The sequence below is a fragment of the Pseudomonas sp. S30 genome (genome assembly GCF_016518545.1).
In the GTDB taxonomy this organism is placed as follows: Bacteria; Pseudomonadota; Gammaproteobacteria; order Pseudomonadales; family Pseudomonadaceae; genus Aquipseudomonas.
In genome coordinates this window covers 345,635-364,869 of the sequence record NZ_JACVTO010000001.1, presented here as the reverse complement: position 1 = coordinate 364,869, position 19,235 = coordinate 345,635, and the positions used below count along the sequence as shown (strand labels likewise).

Annotated in this window: 20 protein-coding genes; 5 read left to right on the top strand and 15 right to left on the bottom strand. The window is 64.4% G+C overall.

Features of this window, described 5'->3' with window-relative positions:
* Positions 1 to 3 precede the first annotated feature (3 nt).
* Positions 4 to 1,077: an efflux RND transporter periplasmic adaptor subunit gene (locus IAE34_RS01615; protein ID WP_200137112.1), complete on the bottom strand. Its 1,074-nt coding sequence runs from the start codon at positions 1,075 to 1,077 to the stop codon at positions 4 to 6.
* Positions 1,078 to 1,351: 274 nt separating this feature from the next.
* Between IAE34_RS01615 and IAE34_RS01610 the strand changes: the two genes are divergently transcribed.
* The 3 genes from IAE34_RS01610 (at position 1,352) to IAE34_RS01600 (ending at position 4,414) form a co-directional block, all read left to right on the top strand.
* Positions 1,352 to 1,825, top strand: coding sequence for a hypothetical protein (locus IAE34_RS01610; RefSeq protein ID WP_200137111.1), 474 nt, complete (start codon positions 1,352 to 1,354; stop codon positions 1,823 to 1,825).
* Between the two features lie 30 nt (positions 1,826 to 1,855).
* Positions 1,856 to 2,749, top strand: a complete 894-nt coding sequence (locus IAE34_RS01605; RefSeq protein ID WP_200137110.1) for an NAD(P)H-binding protein — start codon at positions 1,856 to 1,858, stop codon at positions 2,747 to 2,749.
* Positions 2,750 to 2,938: 189 nt separating this feature from the next.
* Positions 2,939 to 4,414: a PucR family transcriptional regulator gene (locus IAE34_RS01600; RefSeq protein WP_200137109.1), complete on the top strand. Its 1,476-nt coding sequence runs from the start codon at positions 2,939 to 2,941 to the stop codon at positions 4,412 to 4,414.
* Positions 4,415 to 4,466: 52 nt separating this feature from the next.
* Here the strand turns inward: IAE34_RS01600 and IAE34_RS01595 are convergent, their stop codons facing one another.
* The 14 genes from IAE34_RS01595 to IAE34_RS01530 form a co-directional block, all read right to left on the bottom strand.
* The gene (locus IAE34_RS01595; RefSeq protein WP_200137108.1) at positions 4,467 to 5,978 is read right to left on the bottom strand and encodes a CoA-acylating methylmalonate-semialdehyde dehydrogenase; all 1,512 of its coding nucleotides are present in this window, start codon (positions 5,976 to 5,978) and stop codon (positions 4,467 to 4,469) included.
* A 154-nt stretch (positions 5,979 to 6,132) separates the two neighbouring features.
* Positions 6,133 to 6,483, bottom strand: coding sequence for a cupin domain-containing protein (locus tag IAE34_RS01590; RefSeq protein ID WP_200137107.1), 351 nt, complete (start codon positions 6,481 to 6,483; stop codon positions 6,133 to 6,135).
* 13 nt (positions 6,484 to 6,496) lie between these two features.
* Positions 6,497 to 7,861 carry an NAD(P)/FAD-dependent oxidoreductase gene (locus IAE34_RS01585; protein ID WP_233630862.1) on the bottom strand — a complete coding sequence of 455 codons (1,365 nt, stop codon included), beginning with the start codon at positions 7,859 to 7,861 and terminating at the stop codon, positions 6,497 to 6,499.
* 90 nt (positions 7,862 to 7,951) lie between these two features.
* A complete protein-coding gene (locus IAE34_RS01580) occupies positions 7,952 to 9,352 on the bottom strand; it encodes an amino acid permease (protein WP_200137105.1) in 1,401 nt (466 codons plus the stop codon).
* A 121-nt stretch (positions 9,353 to 9,473) separates the two neighbouring features.
* Positions 9,474 to 10,238, bottom strand: coding sequence for a DsbA family protein (locus IAE34_RS01575; RefSeq protein WP_200137104.1), 765 nt, complete (start codon positions 10,236 to 10,238; stop codon positions 9,474 to 9,476).
* Between the two features lie 13 nt (positions 10,239 to 10,251).
* On the bottom strand, positions 10,252 to 13,119 hold the full coding sequence (locus tag IAE34_RS01570) for a conjugative transfer ATPase (RefSeq protein WP_200137103.1): 2,868 nt from the start codon (positions 13,117 to 13,119) through the stop codon (positions 10,252 to 10,254).
* On the bottom strand, positions 13,119 to 13,559 hold the full coding sequence (locus tag IAE34_RS01565) for a TIGR03751 family conjugal transfer lipoprotein (RefSeq protein ID WP_200137102.1): 441 nt from the start codon (positions 13,557 to 13,559) through the stop codon (positions 13,119 to 13,121). Before IAE34_RS01565 ends, IAE34_RS01570 begins: the two co-directional genes overlap by 1 nt.
* Positions 13,540 to 14,970 carry a TIGR03752 family integrating conjugative element protein gene (locus IAE34_RS01560; protein ID WP_200137101.1) on the bottom strand — a complete coding sequence of 477 codons (1,431 nt, stop codon included), beginning with the start codon at positions 14,968 to 14,970 and terminating at the stop codon, positions 13,540 to 13,542. The genes IAE34_RS01565 and IAE34_RS01560 overlap by 20 nt, the downstream gene beginning before the upstream one ends.
* Entirely contained in the window at positions 14,960 to 15,877 is a 918-nt protein-coding gene (locus IAE34_RS01555) for a TIGR03749 family integrating conjugative element protein (protein ID WP_200137100.1), read from the bottom strand. Before IAE34_RS01555 ends, IAE34_RS01560 begins: the two co-directional genes overlap by 11 nt.
* Positions 15,874 to 16,566: a PFL_4703 family integrating conjugative element protein gene (locus IAE34_RS01550; protein WP_200137099.1), complete on the bottom strand. Its 693-nt coding sequence runs from the start codon at positions 16,564 to 16,566 to the stop codon at positions 15,874 to 15,876. Before IAE34_RS01550 ends, IAE34_RS01555 begins: the two co-directional genes overlap by 4 nt.
* Complete coding sequence (locus tag IAE34_RS01545) at positions 16,563 to 16,973, bottom strand: TIGR03750 family conjugal transfer protein (RefSeq protein ID WP_034032892.1); 411 nt, start codon at positions 16,971 to 16,973, stop codon at positions 16,563 to 16,565. The genes IAE34_RS01550 and IAE34_RS01545 overlap by 4 nt, the downstream gene beginning before the upstream one ends.
* Before the next feature lie 12 nt (positions 16,974 to 16,985).
* Entirely contained in the window at positions 16,986 to 17,345 is a 360-nt protein-coding gene (locus tag IAE34_RS01540) for a TIGR03745 family integrating conjugative element membrane protein (protein ID WP_200137098.1), read from the bottom strand.
* 16 nt (positions 17,346 to 17,361) lie between these two features.
* Positions 17,362 to 17,595: a TIGR03758 family integrating conjugative element protein gene (locus IAE34_RS01535; RefSeq protein ID WP_200137097.1), complete on the bottom strand. Its 234-nt coding sequence runs from the start codon at positions 17,593 to 17,595 to the stop codon at positions 17,362 to 17,364.
* A complete protein-coding gene (locus IAE34_RS01530) occupies positions 17,592 to 17,975 on the bottom strand; it encodes an integrative conjugative element protein, RAQPRD family (RefSeq protein ID WP_200137096.1) in 384 nt (127 codons plus the stop codon). The genes IAE34_RS01535 and IAE34_RS01530 overlap by 4 nt, the downstream gene beginning before the upstream one ends.
* Before the next feature lie 213 nt (positions 17,976 to 18,188).
* Here IAE34_RS01530 and IAE34_RS01525 point away from each other — a divergent pair, with 213 nt between their 5' ends.
* Both IAE34_RS01525 and IAE34_RS01520 read left to right on the top strand, forming a co-directional pair.
* On the top strand, positions 18,189 to 18,656 hold the full coding sequence (locus IAE34_RS01525) for a helix-turn-helix domain-containing protein (RefSeq protein ID WP_200137095.1): 468 nt from the start codon (positions 18,189 to 18,191) through the stop codon (positions 18,654 to 18,656).
* On the top strand, positions 18,653 to 19,228 hold the full coding sequence (locus IAE34_RS01520) for a PIN domain-containing protein (protein WP_200137094.1): 576 nt from the start codon (positions 18,653 to 18,655) through the stop codon (positions 19,226 to 19,228). The genes IAE34_RS01525 and IAE34_RS01520 overlap by 4 nt, the downstream gene beginning before the upstream one ends.
* Positions 19,229 to 19,235: the final 7 nt, after the last annotated feature.

The window sequence follows — 19,235 nt, the reverse complement described above, 5'->3', positions numbered from 1 at the left end:
GACTTACCTCCCGCCGGCAGGGGCGTCTGCCGCGGCTGGCTTGTCCACAACACGCAGATCAGCGCCCGGGCGCACGCGCAGTTGGCCTTCGGTGATCACCATATCGCCCGCCTTCAGCCCGCGCGCGATGACGACCTCGTCGCCGATGCGCCGGCCGACCACGATGGGTACGATCTCGGCCTTGCCGGTCTTCTCGGGGGTGAGTTCACGCACCACGGCCGCCGCATCGCCGGACGCCGAGGTCATGACGGCCGAGACTGGCAATGTCAGGGCATCTTGTTCAGGCGGCAAAGCCACCGAGACCGTCGCGTACATACCCGGCTGCAAGGTTCGGCCTTTGTTGTCCACCTCGGCCTGGATCGACGCATTGCGCGTGTCGCGGCCCACTTGCGGCTCGATGGCGCTGATGGTGGCCTGCACGGGCTCTATACCAGCAGTATCGATGCGGACATTGACCTGCTGGCCAACCCGCACCCGAGCCAGGTCCTGCTGCGGCACGTCGAAGTTGGCATAGAGGTTGTCCAGATCGGTCAGCGTCACGGCCGCGTCGCCCGGGTTGAGGTATTGACCCAGATCAACCTGGCGCAGGCCCAGTTCGCCGTCGAAGGGTGCGCGTATGCGCTTCTGGCGGATGCGCGCCTCCAGCTGCTGTACCTGCGCGGCGGTCTGATCACGTTCGGCTTGGCGCTGCTGCAGGATCTCGCGAGACTGGGCACCCGTCGCGGCCAGCTCGCTCGCGCGGGCGAACTGCTGCTGCGCGAAAGCTGCAGCGGCTTTGGCGGCCGCCAGGTCGGCCTGTTCCGGGCCGTCATCGAGCTGGACCAGCACCGTGCCGGCCTTGACGCGCTGTCCGGGCTTGAAGGAGATCGCAGAGACGCGGCCCGCCACCTCCGCCGACAGCGTGACCTGGCGCACAGCGCGCAGTTCGCCCAAGGCTTCGAGGCTGACCGGCGTGCTTTCCGCCTTGAGCGTGGTCGCCACGACGTCGATCGGACCACCACCGGCCCAGCCACCTCCGCCGTAAAGCTTCGCCATTCGCCAGTACCACAAGCCACCACCGATCACGGCGATTGCCACGACAGAAATCACGATCGCCTTCCACGGCGACTTGCGAGCCGACCCCGATGGTCGCTCGGCCGAACTCTCACTCACGCTCATTGGGCCACTCCGTACGTTAAAACCGACCAGCGGTCGGAACTTAACAAATTATTCGACTGCCGGTCGGTTTTGTCAACTACAATGCCGACTACGCTCGGGGCAGCCGGGCGCAGGGAACACCGACCCCTCGGCCGCCGCCGGCAACAGCAGCACCTATCCGCGAAACCTAACGAAGCGCCTGGAAGAGGACACCGTGGACCTACAGGAAGACATCGCGACCGATCCACTTCCCGACGAAGACACGTTGATTCGAACGGCCTGCGATCGCCATCGCATCAGCGCGCTCATACGACGCGTGGATGTCGAGCAGCTTTGGATCTACGCCAAGGTGATGGCCGAGAACAAAACGTCGGAACAGCAATTGGCTGCGTTTGTGCGGGACCAGATCGATCATCGCGACTCGGCAGCAGAGGCAGCCATCTCGGCGGCCTATCCAGGGCACAGTGAGGATGGCGCCTACAGGATCACGCTGTTTGTCTTCGGGCTGCTGGTGGACTGGAGCGACGTGAGCAGTCTTCTGAAGGCGGCCCTCCTAAGTGGTCGGGCCATCGTCGAGCTAACACTGCTCGAGGCCAGCATCAGCGTTCGCATCGTCCAGCAGACGCAGGTCTACGAAGCGGTACGTCAACTGCGTGACGCGTCCGGCACACCTGGCGTTCTTCACTGAAACAAAGAGAGTTCAACCTTGACGTCATCCATGAAGCAACGCATTTGCGTGACCGGATCGAATGGCCCATTGGGGCGGCGGGTGGTCGAACTCCTGCTGCGCCACCCCGAAGAGGGCGTGACCGCAGGCAGCCGCACGCCAGAACAGTTGATGGATCTGGCCGCCCGCGGCGCCAGGATCACCAAGGTGGACTTTGATGCAGCAGAAACGCTGGAGGCAGCTTTCACCGGGGTAGACCGGGTACTCATTACGTCCACCGACGGAATAGGCGCCCTGAAACTGAGCCCACGACAGATCCGCAAGGCTTCAGACGCCGCAGCTAAAGCAGGCGTGCGGCATATCGTCTACACCTCTGCAGCTGATACGGTCGCGGCGTCGACGGGCCAACATACGGCCGATTGGCGCTCCGCCGAAGACGCGGTACAGGCTGCAGGTGTCCCTTGCACCATCCTCCGTGCCGGCTGGTACGCCGAGCTTCTGCTAGCCCGGGTTCCGGCGGCCCTGCGATACGGGGCATGGCTGACCACTTCCGCTTCAGGCCATGTGCCATACGTTGCTCGGAATGACGTTGCGCGTGCGGCGGCGGCCGCGCTCCGTGCAGGCACGGCGCACAGTGAAGTTCGGCATATCACGGGGCCCAAGCCGCTTTTGCTCACCGAGCTCGTCAACACGTTGGACTTGGTGTTTGGCTGCAAACTGAAGCTCGAATCGGTTGGCAGTGGCGATTTGGCGCAACGGCTGGCTTCCAGGGGTGTGGCACCGCTGCTCATGGACCAAATCCTGTCGATGGAAGCGAGTATCAGGGGCGGCGCAGATGGAACACCAGATGCTATAGCGGAGATGACCGGGACTGCTCCGCGTGCGCTGGCCGAGCTATTGCTCGACCAGCGCCTGGATCTGCTGGTGGCAAGTGCACTCGGCTAGCCGCATGCCCGGGGATGGAAGCGCTGCCGTGACTGAAGAAAGACCACCATGCATCGATGACGGAGCCTCTGGTGTGATCGGCCACCCTCTTGTGTCGTTGGGCTACGATGTTATGGAAACTGGGCGCTGACGGAGGTGTTGCCTCGGGCGACCGCAGCGCTGGGCTCGCATTGGTACGAGGGAGGGGCGATGCTCACCGTGCAAGAACTTATCGGCGTAGAGGAGCTGCGGTTACAGTTGCTCGCAGGCTTGGAAGGGGTCGGCAAGCCGGTCACGTGGGCGCACGCTGTCGACTTGCCCGATCCATGGAGATGGGTGTCTCCTGGCAATCTGGTCATGACCACTGGCCTGGGAATGCCATCGGTTGCAGAGGAGCAGGTTGAGTGGCTCGAACTGCTAGCTAAGAGCGACGCCAGCGCGCTGGTGTTCGCTCCTCGGGCGCGGGCACCAAGACTGTCGCGCAAGCTGCTAAAGGCTGCCGATACGCTCCGTTTCCCTGTCATCCGCGCGAGCTTCGATCTGGAGTTCGTCAAGCTTTCGCGACACGTCATCGAAAGCGTGTTGCAGACCCAGCGAGAGCGCTTCAATCTGAGCGAGCGCTTGTTTCAGACTTATGCGGAGGCGCTTCGGAAAGAGCCTTCCATGGCGGGTCGGCTTTCGATACTGGCAAGGACACTCAATTTGGAGCTGGCCATCGAGGATACGGTCGGTGGGCTCAAGGTTGTTGAGACGGCCCAGTTCCCCATGAAGGACGACGATGACTATGTCGTTGAGCGAGTCCCGATCACGGGCAGGGCTCGCGCCAATCTCGTAACGGCCAGGATGCGGCAACGCACGCTGGACGACCCAATCTTGGTTCGTTCGCTGGTCGGGTTGCTTGGAGTCGAACTTGAGCGACTCATGATCCAGCGAGATCAGCAGCGCGAGGAAGGCGCGGCATTGCTGCGCAGCCTACTGGACAGCGAAACCGAGTTTTCCTTGGCAAGACCGATGTTGGAGAGAAGAGGGATCACCGGCACACTGGTTTGCCTTGCGATCAGCGCTGGGACCGGTGGGGGATGGCCCCAAGATGAGATCCACCACGCGCCAGCACTGCATGCCTCGACGCCGCTCCTGCTGCCGGATCAAGATGTCCTGCTGGCACTCAGTCGTGATGACCAGTGCACCCTCGAATTCCTGCAGGAGAATCTTGGGGCAGGTTCTGTCATCGGCGTCAGCGGTCCGATCGCGGCAGCAACCGGGTTTCGTGAAAGCCTGAGGCAGGCGCGGCTGGCCCTGACGCAGGCGCGAGAGATCGGCAAGGGAATTCTCCGCTATGGAGAAGCCGAGACGGGATTGATCATGGCACCGAAGTCCTTGCCCGAGGCCCGTGCGCTGGTGGGCCGATACCTGGGGCCTCTGATCGAACACGATCGCTCGCACAGCGCAGCACTGTTGGCCACTTTGATGGCGTTCCTGGGGAACGACGGCAACTGGAAGGTCACGGCGTTTGACCTGGGCATCCACCGCCAGACATTGGTCTATCGGCTGAAGCTGATCGAGCAGCTGACGGGCATCAAGCCCACGACAACAAACGGCATCGCGCGCTTCTGGATCGCCATACAGGCGGGCAAGAATACCGAGCTGTTGGATGCCCTTGGACAGAAGGCATCGGTGCTCGGGTGACACGCAGTTCCACGCCCGAGCGTGGAACTGCGTGCCTGATCAACGAGAACCGCTATTGGCTGGTGGGCATCGCAAATTCGGCACCTTTGGCGATGGCTTGGGGCCAGCGCTGCATGATGCTCTTCTGCTTGGTGTAGAAACGCACGCCTTCCTCGCCGTAGGCGTGCATGTCGCCGAACAGGCTCTTCTTCCAGCCGCCGAAGCCATGCCAGGCCATGGGCACCGGGATCGGCACGTTGATGCCCACCATGCCGACCTGGATGCGGCGACCGAACTCGCGGGCAATATGGCCATCGCGGGTGTACAGGCTCACGCCATTACCGAACTCGTGGTCATTGATCAATTGCACTGCCTCGGCGAAATCCTTGACCCGGATGCACGCCAGCACCGGCCCGAAGATTTCTTCCTTGTAGATGCGCATGTCCGGGGTGACGTCGTCGAACAGCGTGCCGCCCAGCCAGAAGCCATCGCCGCAGCCTTCGCCTGCCACCTCACCGTTGAAACCCCGTCCATCGACCAGCAGCTTGGCGCCTTCCTTGACGCCCTGCTCGATGTAGCCGGTGATCCGGTCATGGGCAGCGCGGGTGACGATGGGGCCCATCTCGGCATCGAGGTTGGTGCCGTTGAGCACCTTCAGTGTCTTGGTGCGCTCGATCAGTTTCGGGATGACCTTCTCGGCCGTGTCGTCGCCGACGAACACGGCCACGCTGATGGCCATGCAGCGCTCGCCGGCCGAGCCGTAGGCCGCGCCGATCAGCGCATCGACCACCTGGTCGATGTCGGCATCGGGCATCACCACCAAGTGGTTCTTGGCGCCGCCCAGCGCCTGCACGCGCTTGCCGTGTCGCGCGCCGGTTTCGTAGATGTAGTTGGCGATGGGGGTGGAGCCGACGAAGGAAATCGCCTGCACGTCCGGGTGCTCCAGCAGCGCATTGACGGCGCCCTTGTCGCCCTGGACGACGTTGAATACGCCATCGGGCAGGCCGGCCTGCTTGAGCAGCTCGGCGATGAACAGGCTGGCGCTGGGGTCGATCGGACTGGGCTTGAGAACGAACGTGTTCCCTGTTGCCAGCGCAACGGGGAACATCCACATCGGCACCATCACCGGGAAGTTGAAGGGCGTGACGCCAGCCACGACGCCCAGGGGCTGGCGCAGTGTCCAGTTATCGATGTTGGTGCTGACCTGGTCGGTGAAGTCCGTCTTGAGTAGTTGCGGCGCGCCGCAGGCGAACTCCACGATCTCGATGCCTCGGGTGACTTCACCCTGGGCATCGGTGAAGACCTTTCCGTGCTCAGCGGTGATCAGGCGGGCCAGGTCATCGCGATGCTCATTGAGCAGCGCGAGAAACTTGTTGAGGGCACGCGAGCGCCGCAGCGGCGGCAGGTTGCTCCAGGCCGGGAAGGCAGCCTTGGCCGCAGCCACGGCAGCATCGACGTCGGCGTGGTTGGCCAGCTGGACTTGGCCCGTGACGGCGCCGGTGGCGGGGTTGTAGACGGGCAGCTGTTGGCCGCTGGAGGAATCTGCGTGGGCGCCGGAGATCCAGTTGGCGATCGTCTTGGTCATGGGTAGCTCTCAGGTACGTAAAACATGTAGGGAAGGCCCCCACCAGGGCCGTTGCGGGGTTGCCGCAGTTTCGCGGTTGGTGGTGTGGCCTTCTTGCTGGATCGAGAGGGCGAGCCGGCCGGAACTCGCGACGGCATGGCCCTTCTCGGAGCGTTTAGTAGATGGCGTAGACCTTGCGGACGGGTTCAATCACGTCCCAGCGGCCGGTCCATCCAGGGGGCAGGATCACCAGGTCGCCGCCGCAGATCTCCGCCACTTCGCCGGTCGAGTCGTCGGTCAACAACGCACGGCCTGAAATGATGTAGGTGAACTCTGTGTCGGGTCGGTTGACCACTGGCCATCCCCCGGGCTGGCATTCCCAGATGCCGAGGTTGCCGACGGCATCGGGTGCCAGCGTCTGGATCGCGATCTGGGGATCGCCCTTGTCCGCACCAGCACGTTGGCCGGCTGGCGTCAGTGCCAGGGAAGTGATGTCGGATGATTTAACGATGGTGAACTTGCTCACGTCATGACTCCTTTTAGTGCGCACCGGTCAGCTTTTCCAACAGCATCGCAGTGCGGGATGGATGGTTGGTGATTCGTTCCTCCACGTCGCTCAGCGACGCGGCAGCAAGGCCGCTGTTGATTCCCAACCAACGCAAGGGCTCCCGCTCCCAGGACGGGGACTGGTGGTTGACGAAGGGCAACTGATTAATGTCTTCATCCCGTTCGAGAATCAGGTTCCTCAACACTCGTCCCGCCAGGTTGCTGGTGGCCACACCATCGCCTACGTAGTTGCCGGCCCAAGCCAGACGCCGGTGGCGATCGATGCTCACAGTGGGACACCAGTCGCGCGACACACCTAACGCGCCTCCCCAGCGATGAGTGACACGTGCCTCGGACAGGTCGGGAAAGAATTCGAGCATCGTCTCGTGGATCTTGGTATGCACCTTGTCCACGAGGTCGGCTTCATCAGCGATCCGCGAGCCCCAGTGATACGGCGCGCCCCGGCCGCCGAACACCAGTCGCCCCTCCGTCGTGACTTGGCCGTACACGCGAAGATGACGCATGTCGTTGAAGGCGACGCGATGATCGAGGTTCAGCTTCTGGAGAACCTCCTTGGGCAATGGCTCGGTGGCAAGCACCAGGGAGTAGAGCGGGATAACAAAGCGCCCGTGTCCCGGCTGCTGGGAAGTGAAGGCTTCTGTTGCACGCACGGTAAAACTGGCCTTGACCGAGCCCCGATCGGTGGCAACCCTGCCGACGTCCAGCTCGTTGACGCCAGAGCGCTCGTAGATCTTCGCGCCCATTTGCTCCACAAGCCGAGCCAATCCACGTACGAGTTTGCCAGGATGGATCAGCGCACAATGCTCGGTGTAGAGGCCACCCATCGTGTCTCTGGCACCGACCAGCGCGCCCGCTTCTCCAGCGTCCAGCGCCTGCCACTGCTCTGGTAATCCGAAACGGGCGGATGCTTCAACGGTCGCACGAACACGTGCCAACTGCGGCTTACTCCGGGCAAGAGAAAGAAAGCCCTGCTTCGAATAGTCCGCTTCCACGCCCTCCAGCGCGAGCACCCGCCCGATCTCGTCGACCGTTTCGTTCATTGCAGACTGCAAACTCAAAGCAGCCCGATGGGAGTACATATGGGCGACCCGGGGAAGCGAGATCGGAAATATTGCCGAGGCCCACCCGCCGTTGCGGCCAGACGCACCGAAACCCACCTCGCGACGTTCTAGCAGCACCACTCTCAGCGTGGGATCGCTCTTCAGCAGATAGTAGGCAGTCCATAACCCGGTGTACCCCGCGCCGACGATAGCCACGTCGGCTTCAATCGCACCTTCCAGGCGCTCCCGGGCCTGGCCGGGCTCGAACCAAAGCGGCCGGTTTGGCAGCTTGGTCAACTCGATTCCTGCTGACATTCTTCGTCTTCCTACTTCTTGTCAATTGCGGTTAAGTCCGAGACGGCGCGCCGGTAGGCGTGCCGCTTTCTGCTAGGAGCTTCTTGCTTGATGGGCATCCGCCACTGCGTGCTTGCGTTGAACGTCCGACATCCGAAAGACGCCGTACGAGACCGCGATGACGCCAATCGCGATAAGGCACTGCAGGAGACTGATGCGCATGCTTGGGTCGAAGGCCATGCTGACGAGCACCGCGACGATGCATGCGGTCACCAGCAGGGGCAGCCATGGATGTCCCCACATGGCGAACTTCAACGATCCTTCGGCGACCCAACGCTTGCGCAGCTTCATCTGCGACAAGCAGATCATCAGATAAACGAAGAGGAACACGGTGCCAGAGGAATTGATGAGGAACTGGAACACGGTGTCAGGCCAAAGCGCGGCAATGACGACACACCCGTAGCCGACGATGGTGGATGCGATGACGCCGCAAACCGGGACGCCACGACGGTTCACCCCGGCGATCCAGCGGGGTGCCTCGCCATTGGAACTGAGGACGAAGAGAAGTCGCGACGAGGTGTACAGGCCGGCGTTTAGGACAGAGAGCACCGCGACAAGGATCACGGCGGTGAGGATGGTGCCAGCACCCGGAATCCCGATCTTGTCCAGCGTGGTCACAAAGGGGGACTTCCCGGGAACCAACTCCGTCCAGGGCTGTGCGACCACGATAAAGAAGGTGGCGAGCACGAAGAAAACCAGGATGCGGACCATCACCGTATTGACGGCCTTTCTGATGTTCCGTGAGGGGTGTTCAGACTCCGCCGCCGCGATGGTGGCGACCTCCACGCCCGTCATGGAGAAGATCACCACGACTACGCCGGTGAATAGTGAGGCGATCCCATTGGGCAGGAAGCCGCCATGCTGCGTCAGATTGCCGAAGGTTGCGGTCGAGCCTGGCCAGAGCTTGAAGACGTACAGACCCGTGATGACCAGGAACACCACGATGGCGGCCACCTTGATGCCGGCGAACCAATACTCCGCTTCCCCGAACGAGTGAACAGACATCAGATTCAGCAGCGTCATGCCGATCATCAGCCCCAGTGCGATCACCCAGACCGGAAGCTCTGGAATCCATCCGTTGATGATCTGCCCGCCTACGACGGCCTCGAACCCTACGACGATGACCCAGAAGTACCAGTACAACCAGCCCGTCATGTATCCGGCGGGCCTGCCGAAGGCCAGGCGGGCATAATCGACGAAAGAGCCTTTGGTCGGATGTGCAGCCGCCATCTCACCCAGCATCCGCATTACCAAGGCAACAATGATTCCCGTGATGGCGTAGGTGATGAAGGCGCCGGGACCTGTTGATGCAATGACGGCGCTGGAGCCTACGAATAGACCTGCGCCAATGACACCTCCCAGTGCCAGCATGCTGATGTGCCGTGTCTTGAGCGCACGCTTCAGCCTCGGATCATGCTCCGTCTGAATAGGCATTTGTTGTCTCCTTTCTTATTAGTAATCGACAGTGCCTAGCACTGGAATCTATTGATGTAGAAAGGAGCTGAACATCGTTAAAAATGTCACTCGACGGGCGCGCCTTGTACAAATGTATGAATCAAGGCGGCGACGAGCGGTCCGGGTTCGAGGGCACTTCCGTAGCTGACGCCGCGGTGGAATCATCTGCCACCAGCATGTCCATGGCCGAGAGCAAGGCATCACCCTCGATCGGCCCCTGCAGCAGGATGGCCTGGCCCGTCTGGCGATCGAGCAGTCGCAGCGACGGCGTGGCGGTCACGCCGTTCTTGGTGGCTTCCGCGGCCTGCGCGCGGATGGCCGCGTTGGGTCGCTCGCTCGCCATGCACTGCTCTATGGCCGGCGTGGATTCGGGGTAGCGAAGCCCTTCGGGCAAGCCCTGGCCGTCGCTGTGCGTATGGGCATAGACCCATTCGACCGCCTGCCAGAATGCCTCAGGGCCGCCAGCTTCGGCGACGCACTCGGCTAGGCTCGCCTCGGCCGACGCGGCCGGCTCGTGCGCGGCCAGCGGCTGGTGATGCCATTGCAGGGCCACGTCGGTGTTGTTGACGACCCAGCGCTTGAGCTGCGGGAAGTACTCCCTGCAGAACGGGCATTCCAGGTCGGCATAGAGCGTCAGTGTGAAACGGCCCTCCGGGTTGCCCATCTGCCAGGGTCGCCCAACGACCTGCGCCGTGCTGACCGACGCGGGCGACGGCACTGAGGAATCGCCCGGCGTCCTGGAGACCAGCCAGATCAGCAGCGGCGCGACCAGCGCAGCAGCCAATGCCAAGGGCCAGCGAGGCCGCCAGCGGCGACGGCGGGACGCCTGGACCTGCATCGGGATGGAAGGACGTTTCTGTTCCATGGCGTTCTCCGGCTTACGACAGTCCCAGGGCCGGCGACTCGATGCCGCGCGCCTGGTCGATCTTCTCGGCCACCTTGAAGGCCGCTTCCAGTTCGGTGCAGCCGTACCGCTGCATGAGCTGGTAGCGCTCGGCCTTCTCTTCGGGTTCGGTTTGCGCGAGCGCGAGGTACAGGCTCGGCGGCACGGCGCGGAAAAGCACCTCCATGCTCTTGGAGAGGATGACGCCCTCGGTGAACTTCCCGGCTTCTTTGCGCGCCGACAGCATCAGCGCTTTCTGCGCGGGCGAGAGTTCGCGGAACCGCGCGATCTTCTCGACTTCATCAGGCGGCATGCTGAGACAGATCCACCACTCGATCATGTTGAGCATGGGCTCGGCGGCGCGCGGCAGATCGTCGATATTCTGCGTAGCCAGCCAATACCAGGCCCCTAACTTGCGCCACATTTTTGTGATCTTGACCACGTAGGGCGCAAGCAATGGATTTTTGGTGATGATGTGTCCTTCGTCTGTGACGTTGACGATCGGCCGGCCCAGATACTGGTCGCGTTCGGCGATGTTGTTCACCGTGTTGATCAGGCTGATGTAGGCGATGGAGAGCTGGGCGTTGTAGCCCTCGCGGGCGTAGGTCGCCAGATCGACCAGGGTGATATCGGCTTCGGGCCATGGCGTGCCATCGCGGTCGAACATCTCGCCGTCTGTGCCTTGGCAGAACATGTCCATCGCGTCCGCCATCTCCATGAGCCGCACGCGCCGCATCTCGGGTAGCGTCGGATCCTGGCCGCGGGCGCGCAGCGCATTGCGCACATCGCGCGTGAGCACCGTGCGCATCTCGGCCACGCAGTGCTCGGCGGCATCGAGGATGCACTGGCGGATCAGCGATCGGTCGGCCCGCGTCATCCGGGCTTCTTCCTTGTCTTCGCCGCCCGTGATCATCAGCCGAGCCGTGATCTCCAGTTCGCCCAGCACATCGCGTTGTTCGTCCGCCTCAATGGCGGGAGTACCCGCCGGCTGTTCTTCATCCAGCGCATCGGCATCGAGCGTCTGCACGTCGCTGGGTGTTTCGATCAGTCGGCGCGCATCCGCAAACGGTGCCAGGCTGATGCCTGAGCCTGGGGCCAGCTTTACCCGGTTCACGGTCAGGCCCAGGCGCTTGGCGAAATCGCTGAACAGGCCGAAGCTGTTGCCAGCCTCCACGATAAAGAGCCGTGGCCGGTAGATGGCCGTGACTTGGTTCAAGAGGTTGTTGAGCGTGGCGCTCTTGCCCGAGCCCGTAGGGCCGAACAGGAAGAGGTGGGCGTTCATCTGCCGGTCCAACCTGTTCAAGGGGTCAAACGTAATCGGGCCGCCACCACGGTTGAACATCGTGATGCCGGGATGCCCCGTACCCTGGGCACGCCCCCACACCGGCGACAGGTTCGCCGCGTGTTGGGCGAAAATCAGTTGGGTGTACCACTTGCGCCGGTCCTGGCCGGGGTTGTAGCAGCACGGCAGCCAGCGCACGTAGCTGTTGAGGGGCGCCACCTCGTCGTCCTCGCGCACCGGCTGCAAGCCGGCGTTGAGCATCACGTTCGCCAGGTCCAGGCCGCGCCGGTCCAGTTCCGCCTCGTCGCGTCCGCGCAGGTAGAACGCCAGCGTCCCGCGGTAGAGCTTGTGCGCGCTGCCGATCAGGGAGCGGGCTTCCTGAACGTCCTTGAGCGTCTGCTCCGACGCCAGCGTCTCGCCCACGGCCTTCTTCGCCAGGTGGTTGAGATCCGCTTCCAGCACATCCTGCGGCGTGGCGACCATCGTGAGACAAAGCAAGGTGTCTTCCGGCATCTGGTCGAACAGCGTGTTGATGGCATCCCCTTTGCGAGTCTCGCCGGTCAGGTGTCCGGTGCCGGGCGGCATGCGCAGCCGGTCGGTGATCAGCACGCGGTGCGGCATGCCGTCGAAGTACCAGGTGCCGTGCTCCATGTCGGAGCGTGGCTGGCCGAAGAACAACCGCTGGCTGAAATCCCGCCCGCTCGCCAGCTCGATTTCGCCGTCCTCGGTCTCGTCGGGGTAGCGCGCCAGCGCGTAGAAGCGCTCGCGGTCCTCTGCACTCGACCCAAGCATCGTGGGGCGCGGATTGAACCACCGCAGCAGCCAGTCGTGGACGTCGGCCGCGGCCATGCGCCGTGCCTGGATGCCGGCGTTCGCCAAGCCACCGCACAGGCGGTCGCATACGATGTTCAGCATCTGCTCGGGCGTCTGGCCGCGGCGGCTTGCCTGCCCGGTGGCACGCCGATAGACGACCATCCGCACGCGCCGCGTCTGGCCGCGCCAGCGCAGCCGCGTGACCACGGTGTCCTCGAACAGGCCGCCCGGCTTGGCCACCGCGCGCAGGTGGTGGCCGAAGAAGCGCAGGTAGAACTCGGAGAACGCGGTATCGCGGGCGCGCGGCTGCACGTAGTCGCGCAGGGTCTGCATGTACTGGTCGAAGCTGGGCTCGTCCTGGGCGTAGAGCTGGAGCACCCAGGGGTTCTCGTCCAGTTCATCGAAACTGTCTTGCAGGGCGTTTTCGAGCGCATCACGGGCATGTGCCAGCCAGCCGGGTTCCCGCCCCTCGGTGCCCAGCGGCACCAACTCGTAGAAGGCCGCCACGGATTGCCCGTCTTCGAGCAGCATGGATTTCGACTGCGGCAGGAACTCCACCCATGGCAGCAGTTCCGCGAACGACGGCGCGACGTCGTACAGCGCCTGCTCGTCGGCCACGGTCGCCGGCCTGCGGCCCTGGACCGCCGCGCCGGGTTCGGGGACGCCGGCCTGGCGCAAGGCCTCAACGTGGCGCTGCCAGCCGTCCGGCTGCTCGTCGTCGCCGGCGCTGGATTTGGCCAGCTTCGGCCAGGGAAGTTTCCAGCGCATCAGTAGTCCTCCACGCGCTCGCCCGGCATGGCGTACTGCACGCGCTGGTACAGCGGGAAAACCGTTGTGTAGCCCGGCACGGGAACGGGGTCAGTGCCTGCCAGGTGCGGGTACACGTACATGACGAGATCGGGGTTGGGCAGGCGCTGGAACTGGCGATAGACCTCGTTGCGCGCCGTGCGCGTGTAGCGCATCTGCTCGGCAGGCGCGGCCTGCACATCGGCGTCGGTCAGCGGCCGGCGCAGGCTCTGGCGGGCATCGAGCAACTGCCGGCGTGCCGCCTGGCCGGCGCTCCCGCCGCCGTCGCCGGCGTTCTGCTGCCAGATGTCCATCATCGTGCCGTCGCCGTGAGGCAGCAGCTTTTCCTTGCTGGTGGCGCAGCCGCCGAGCACCGCGACGGCGAGGGCCAGCGCCAGGCCCCTATTCAAGTTCGAGAGCATGGCTTTCTCCTGCGCGGTGATCGACCTTGCGGCCTACGGGATCGAAGTCGATGGCGAGCGGCTTTTCGAGGTGGACGGCGACCTTCGCGCCGGGCTGGACATAGACGGCCGCGAAGGCCTGCCCGTACAACTTGTTCACCCAGTCCGCCATGTCGCGCACGCCGCCAGCCAGGATGCGACCCATGGCTTCGTTGCCCGAGATGCCGACGCTGCCGATGGAGCCATCCGCGCCCACGTAGGACATCTGGCCGCTGTCGCTGTCGATCAGCGAGGCCACGCCGGCACCGGCCGCGGTGATCAGGGCCTGCGAGCCGAGGTATTGCTGGGCGTTGCTGCGCCGCTCGCCGCTGACGCAGGGGATGCCATACGGGTCACTGATCCAGCCCAGGCCCCCGGTTTGAGAGTTCTGCTGCTGGTTGTTCTGCTGGTTGCCGTCGCGGTCTTCGGGGATGGTGCGGATCGTGCCGTCGTGAAAGACAAAGGTGATGCTGCGCACCTGGCCGCGCACGCACGAGAGCGTCCAGTCGCCCGAGGCGGTGCCGGAGAACACCGCACCAGCAACGTCGGGAATGTCGATGCCATTGGCCGTCAGGTTGTCCGGGCCGACCAGGACTTTGAACGGATACGGATCGTTGACGGTTCCGTCGATCGGCACGCGACCGATCAGCGCGGTCATCGACACCGATCCCATCAGCGTCGAATTGGTCGGCACGGTATAGACGGCCTTCGCGGTCGTGACGCCTGCGGCGCGGGCACCCGCGTTCGCCACGGTTTCCGCCGTCGCTTCCAGGGCGCTTTGCGCTGGGCCGAAACTCGTCGGGAAGCTCACGGCGCTGCCCGTTCCACGACCGCTGTTGCGTCCCTCGGCCTCCTTGGCGTCGTCCGGCTCGACCCAGTGCATGCCGCCTTCCATGCCGGCCTCGTCGCCATCGCGCAGCCCCAGGCCCACAGGCAGATCAGCGTGGCCGCCGCCGCGTCCGCCGATGCTGTCCAGGCGTCGCTGCAGGTCGGCGAGCAGCCCTTCGGTCTGCTGTCGCGCACTGGCCGCCTGTTCCTGGTCGCGGCGCAGGTTGGAGCGCTCGGATTCGATGGCCGAATTGATGCGCTGATCGATGGAGTTCTCGCGCTGGCGCAGCCGCTGGTTTTCCTCGCGCTGCGACTTGTTGTCGGTCAGCGCGGTCTGAAGCTCGGTGCGCAACTGCTTCACCTGGGCGACGAGCGTTGCCACAGTATCCCGGGGGGTATCGCCTTCGATGCCCAAAGCCTTCATTTCCTCGGGCGTGAGCTTGGAGCCGGCATCCGCGGTGGGCGGTGTCGACGTGCTTCCGCCGGAGAACAGCCGAATGGCAACGAACAGCACCAGCAAGGCAACCGGGATCATCAGCCACTTGAGCAAGCCGTTACTGCGCATGGCGGGCCCCCTTGCCGTCGTCGGCTTCAGCTTCCGGCTGCGGCAGGTGCGCAGCCGGGTCGAAGCGGTGGATCGCCGGCAGCAGCGATTGCGCGAGGCCGCGCCCGCGCGTCACCAGATACAGGACGGTCGTGTCCTCGGGCTTCCCGCGGGGACCGAGCGTTTCGTGCTGGAAGGTGGCGGTGAGGAAATCGCCTTGCAGCACGCGCGGGTCGAGCGTGACCCAGCCGCTACTGCTGTTGGTCAGGCGCACGGCGGTGACCCACTGGTCTTCCAGACGCCACGACGCGAGCGCGACCGCGCGCACGGGCAGCGTCGGCATCAGCGTGCCGAGGTCGAGGTCGCGGCGCAGGTTCACCCGCATGATGCCAGGCAGCGGCTCCACGGTGCGCAGGGGCGCGTAGAGGTTCTGAGCGGCGAAGCGCGTCAGGACGACCGAAACCGGGGTTTCGCGCCGTGCCGCACGAGCGCCTGTCTGATCCTGGGTGCGTGCCGGGGCCTCATCGGCACCGCCGGCCTGATCGCCGTAGCGCGCCGGGGTGCTGCTGCCCTCGACAATGCGCACCGGCTCCAGCTCGGCTTCGCCGTCCTTGGGCGGCTCGGCCGCGATGTCGAGCAGGATCAGCGCGCCCGTGTCGGCGTCCTGCAGTTGCAGCCGCGTGGGCTCGATCGGCTCGCTGGCGCGCAGGTACACCGCGCCACCCGCGCTCTGCACGCGCAGGCGTTCGCCCACGCCCGCAGGCACGCCCACGCGGACGTTCCGGTCGATGAACACGATGCGCTCCTGGCCCACCTTCAGCGGCACCGCGAGCGGCATGCGTTCCCAGCGCAGGATCTCCACAGCATGGGAGACGGGTGCCGCGGCCACGGCCAGCAGCCCCAGCAGCACGAGTACAGGATGCTTCATGGGGTGTTTCCTCCTTGGGGCGCTTGCGGAGACAGGCCGCCGGACGCCGGGCGCGTCGGCTCCGGTGCGCTGATGCGCTGGGGCGCGCCGTCGTAGCAGTCCAGCGCCAGGCCGAAGGGGTTGCGGGCGGGATCGATGTCCACCCGCGTGACCTTCACGGGGTAGCGCACCAGGGCGCGTTTGACTTGCTCCGCCCCGTAGTACTCGTCCGCGGTGATGTCGAGCGTCACCACCCAGTCGCGGTCGGAGACCACGCGCACGCGCGCCGTGGGGTCGTCGCCGTAGCCGCGGCCAGGGATTTCGTAGATGCCGCGCACGCGCTGGCGCAGCTCGCCCGTGCTGCGGCGGTAGTCGTAGTCCGCGCGCAGGAAGGCCTGGCAGGACGGGGTGAGATACGGCGAAAGCGTATGGAGGTTGCGCGGGTAGTCCTCTTCGCCGTTCGTCGGCCAGCGGTTGAGGGTCTGGAACACGTAGAACGTGAACGCATAGACCGATTCGGGCGGCACTTCCCACCACTTTCGGGTACTGCCGGAGCGCAGGTCGGGCGGGACGTGGATGGTCAGGTCGCGCGGAGCGCTCCACCAGCCGCCGCCCATGACCAGGGCGACGATGACCAGCGCGCCAGCACCCAGGCGAAGCGTCTTGATGTGCGCCTGCAGATGGGTGATTTCGTTCTTGAAGCGGCTCATCGTGCCCCCCTTGCGGCAGACCTTCGGGTGGACCAGAAGCCGGAGCGCGAGATCAGCACGTGGCCGCCTACCCAGCCCGCCATCAGCGGATGGCGCGTAGCGATGCGCCATTGCAGTTGCCGGTACAGCCAGGTATCGGGACGCCCGCGCTTGAGCCGGCGCAGGATGCCGCCGCCGATGAAGACGCCTAGGGCCACCCCCAGGACGACGAACGTCGGCGCGATGGCAATCGTGCGGAACACCCAGGACAGCGGCGCGCCGACCAGCAGGCCGGCGGCGCCGGACAGGCCGCAGCAGATCCACAGTTCGTCGGCGGTGAGGCCGCGCACGACAACGGGATGGCGGTTGAGCCGGTGCGGAAGGAACGTGACCGTCCCGTCCGCACGGACGTGCTGCTGCTCGGACATACCGGCCTCGCCTTACAGGATGCCGGTGGCTTCGGTGAGCAGCCAGATGCCGATCACGAGCAGCACGGCACCGATCGCGACGGTGAGGCCGAACTGGCCCCAGGTCTTACGGCCGGTGTGGATTTCCGCGTAGGTTCCGTAGGCGTGGTAGCAGACGCCGATAAACATTGACGCCACGACCAGGAGCGCCACGAGCATGATGATGTCGTAGCCGTAGTTCCTGATCGTTTCCATGATGCCGTTGCCGGTGCCGCGCGTCGGGTTTTCCAACTGCGGCAAGCCTTGCGCGAACGAAAGCGCGGGCAGCGCGGCGGCTCCTAGGGCCACAGCGGCGCGCTTAGCAAGACGGGAATGGTGGATGCGGTTTTGCATGGTCGTGCCTTTCAGGTCAGGAGAGGAGGAAGAAGCTCAGGACGAGGTACATCGCGACGAAGCGGACGCAGACGCCGAGGAACTGGCGCTGGTTGAGGCGGCTCTCGGACCACCCCACGTAGGCCGTTCGGATGGCCCAGACGCCCCAGACGAGCAGGACCGCGAACACGGCGCCGACCAGAACGGTCGCCATCGCCGACGGCGCGATGCCGCTGTTGGCTTGAAATGCCGAGACCTGGGCGCCGTTCATGGCTTGCCTTCCGCAGGAGTCGTCGGGGCGGGCAGGGCGACCCGCTCGGTGCGGTAGTCGCCGGCCAGTTCGGCTAGGTCGCGCGGCTGGGCACGCGAAGGTGTCAGATGGGCCTGGATGCCGGCGCGCACGCGTGCCAAGTCAGCCAGCAGCCGTGAGTAATCGAAGTGGTAGCGCTCGCCCGGCCGGATGGGGGGATGCGCGGCGCTGTCGGCGACGGTGCGCTCCAGGGCGTCGAGCTGGCGAAGCGCGGCGACCAGCTCCTGGCGCTGTGCGGGGGACTCGGCCAACGCCGTTGGGGATTGACCCAGCAGCAGGGCCGTCACGAGAAAAATGGGCACGCCGCGATGCGCGGCGCGCTGCCAGATCGGAGCCAACATCGCGCCATTCCTGTGTGATCAGCAATGGCCAGATCCTGGAGATCAGCGGTGTTTTAGGCCGCAAACAATCCGAACTGGCTCGTTCCCCTATTGACGCGGAGGCGAGTGACGGCGGCCGAACGGCCGAGATCGATGCTTCGTTTCGTTTATTGCGCTTTTCGTTTATTTCGACTAAGATGCGGCTCGCAACCCGTTTTCGCCCAGGAGATACCCATGACCGTTACTGTCCAATCCAAGATGACTCTGCCCGCCGAGGGTGAGGTGAAGGCAGCCGTGCAGGGTCAACGGGCCTTGGCTGCCTACCTCGCCACGCAGTTTGAAACCCAGCACATCCAGATTTTCGATGACCAGAAGCAGGCGCACCAAGTCGAGCTGCCGACCTCGGCCTTGCGTTTGTTGGTGGACATCTTGGCCGAACTGGCCGACGGCAATGCTGTGAAGGTGGTTCCTGTCCATGCCGAGCTGACAACACAGGAGGCCGCAGACCTGCTCAACGTGTCCCGCCCGCATTTCGTCAAACTGCTCGAAGATGGGGTGTTGGCGTTTCATCGGACCGGCAAGCACCGCAGGGTGAGGTTTGCCGACCTGATGCAGTACAAGGAGGCGCGTGAGCGCGCCAGCGAGCAAGCGATGGTTGAACTCACACAGCAGTCGCAAGAGTTGGGAATGGGGTACGAATGAGGCATTCCCCCTTCACAGCCATCTACGACGCATGCGTTCTCTATCCCGCTCCGCTGCGGGACTTCCTGATGTGGCTGGGTTTGTCCGGTCGGTTCCGAGCGCGCTGGAGCCAAACCATTCACGAGGAGTGGAAACGCAACCTGCTGATCAATCGGCCCGATCTCACCAGGGCGCAAGTCGACCGAACGTCTGACCTGATGGATCGTGCCATCCCCGATGGATTGGTAGAAGGGTATGAATCGCTCGCGGCCGGTCTGACCTTGCCAGATCCGGACGACCGTCACGTGCTGGCCGCCGCGATTCGCTGTGGGGCGAGTGTGATCGTGACATTCAACCAGCGAGATTTTCCGAATGAGCTGCTGGCGCCCTACGGCGTCGAATCGCAGCACCCGGATGAGTTCGTGGACAACTTGCTGGATCTGGATGCGGCTGCAGTCGTCTCGGCCGCACAGCGCCAGCGTGCCCAACTGAGGAACCCGACGATCGACGTCGATCGCTATCTCGATATCTTGCTGCGCCAAGGCCTGGTCCAGACCACCAAGGTGCTTGCCGGCTACCGCACCATCCTCTGACCTGTTG